Source organism: Arsenophonus sp. ENCA, assembly GCF_002287155.1.
GTDB lineage: Bacteria > Pseudomonadota > Gammaproteobacteria > Enterobacterales > Enterobacteriaceae > Arsenophonus > Arsenophonus nilaparvatae.
The window spans coordinates 1-2,159 of sequence record NZ_NHNG01000466.1 but is presented as its reverse complement, the minus strand read 5'-3'; the positions used below and the strand labels follow the sequence as shown (position 1 = coordinate 2,159).

At 33.4% G+C, this 2,159-nt stretch carries 3 protein-coding genes; all 3 read right to left on the bottom strand.

What is annotated here, in order from left to right; translation table 11 throughout:
- Window positions 1–374: 374 nt before the first annotated feature.
- Genes ssb through CBG25_RS12095 form a run of 3 tightly spaced genes read right to left on the bottom strand, consistent with a single transcriptional unit; the run spans window position 375 to window position 1,770 of the window.
- On the bottom strand, window positions 375–845 hold the full coding sequence (ssb, locus tag CBG25_RS12105) for a single-stranded DNA-binding protein (RefSeq protein WP_290606900.1): 471 nt from the start codon (window positions 843–845) through the stop codon (window positions 375–377).
- 22 nt (window positions 846–867) lie between these two features.
- Window positions 868–1,146 (bottom strand): hypothetical protein, encoded by a 279-nt coding sequence (locus CBG25_RS12100; protein WP_290606898.1) that lies wholly within the window; start codon window positions 1,144–1,146, stop codon window positions 868–870.
- A gap of 24 nt (window positions 1,147–1,170) precedes the next feature.
- The gene (locus CBG25_RS12095; protein WP_290606896.1) at window positions 1,171–1,770 is read right to left on the bottom strand and encodes a ParA family protein; all 600 of its coding nucleotides are present in this window, start codon (window positions 1,768–1,770) and stop codon (window positions 1,171–1,173) included.
- Window positions 1,771–2,159: the final 389 nt, after the last annotated feature.

Genomic DNA, 2,159 nt, shown 5'->3' with positions numbered 1-2,159 from the left:
AGAGTATCTTACACTGCTTACTTGCAAGAATATTTTATAGATATCTTTAATGCATGGATAACCGGACAAAATATGAACATCCTGATTTTTTCTTGTTTTTAAATTTATACTTCTTTTTTAGAGACTGCTAAACTCGTGATGATAAAACTCCTTTCAAATAAACCATCATGCCTATTCGTCTTGTACATACAGAGTCAACGCTCTCGGTAACCGTTCAATTTAAATGCTGGCATGAAAGGAGAAACAGAGGGCTTTTACTAAGAAACATGGTTTTACCATCAGACGTTTAAACAAGCTCACTCTGTTTCATGTGATAGTAGCTAACTATCACAAAAAACAAGATACAAGACGTGGACGATTTTATTTTTGGAACGCTAGAAGGGAATATCATCATCAAAATCAGGAATTGATGATTCATTACTTTGATTAGGTTGCGGTGTATTACGTATTGAATGTTTTGGCTGAAAAACTTGAGGTGTTACTGAATCTCCGTTCTTACTCCCCAACATTTGAAATGTCCCCTGAATACCCACAAAAACTTCTGTGGAATATCGTTCTTCTCCACTTCTTTCGTCTAGCCACTTTCTGGTTCGCAATTGTCCTTCAACATAAACTTGACGTCCTTTATCGAGATATTGACCTGCAATTTCAGCCAATTTACCTGTAATAAAGACTCTATGCCACTCTGTTTTTTCCCGTTGTTCACCAGTTTGTTTATCCTGCCAAGATTCATTCGTTGCTAGTGAAAAAGTAGCAAAACATGACCCGTCTGGTGAATATCTAACAATCGGTTTATCACCCAGATGACCGATTAAAATGACTTTGTTAATTCCTCTGCTTGCCATTATCTACTCCGTGATTAATAATTTATTTGATTAATAAATTAATTTTTTCTTTATCCGATAATTGTTCAAAAGCGATCAATGCCGCTTTAATAACATCTGAACGTGAAGTACCTATCAAATTTTCTTTAACTGCAAATTGAATATTTCTGTTTATTAATTGAAAATATTCATCATTCAGACTGATGGAAAAAGGTTTACATTTATTTTCTTCTTTTTTACCTTTCTCCATGTCGTTTTTATTCTCAGAAAATGAGCCATTAATAAAATCATCTTCTGTTTTTGATTTATTTCTTACTCTCACAGAATCACCTCATTAACTAAATTTTTAATTTCTATTTTTGCTTTTTTCATTATCAGCATCAATGACAGTGATAGATTCAGCCCATGTGTCACGATATATTTTTCTATCGAAAATTCTATTTTTTGTTAGTGAAAATTGAGGGAACTCTAAAAGCGCTTCAGCAGCCTGATTAGCTTCTTTGATAAATAGGTTTGTTGAGCACATGTTCAAAAGAAGGAACCCTTTAATTTTTTCATTCCAATCTTTGGCTTCTGTAAAAACTTCAGTGATGTGTGTAATAGTATCCAAGTCCATTTGAGAAGGTTTCATTGGAGAAATAAAGATATCTGATGCAAGTAAACCTGTTCTTAACTCTTTGCTATCTCTTCCTGCGCTATCACAAATAACATAATCATAATGTTTGTTTTGCTCTATGAGAGTATTTTTTATATTTCCGGATGCAGAAATAACAGGGATGTGAGGGAGATTTTCATTTCTGTTGTTGTACCAAGACATGACAGAACCTTGATCATCTGCATCAACGATAATTAGATTTTTTCCTATTGAAGACAAGTATCCGGCAATATTGACACAAAGGGTTGATTTTCCAACTTCGCCTTTTTGAGAACCAAATAGTATTATCATAATAAATTATTAACCTAATAAAAAAATAATTTATTAAATTAATAATTTATTTTACAGATAAAAGCAATAAGAAATCAAAAAGCGTATAAAACGCATTTTGAGCGACGATAAATTTTTAGCCGTACAGAAACGTTTTTATCGAAAAAAACGCTTATAATGTATTACAAGAGCTTTTAGTTACCGTCTTGAAAGTCAACCTTAAACACTAAAAATAACCCATGGTTATATTCCGCTTCCTCGTCCGTTCGCTTGTTCTCGGACTGGCCCATTCCCAGTCGAAACGCAACAAACCCATAAAACGTTATGCAGCCATTAGATGAGCTAAAAATACTTCATTTGGAGAAAAATAGCCCAACGATTTTCGTCCCCGAGTATTAAGTATGTGCTCA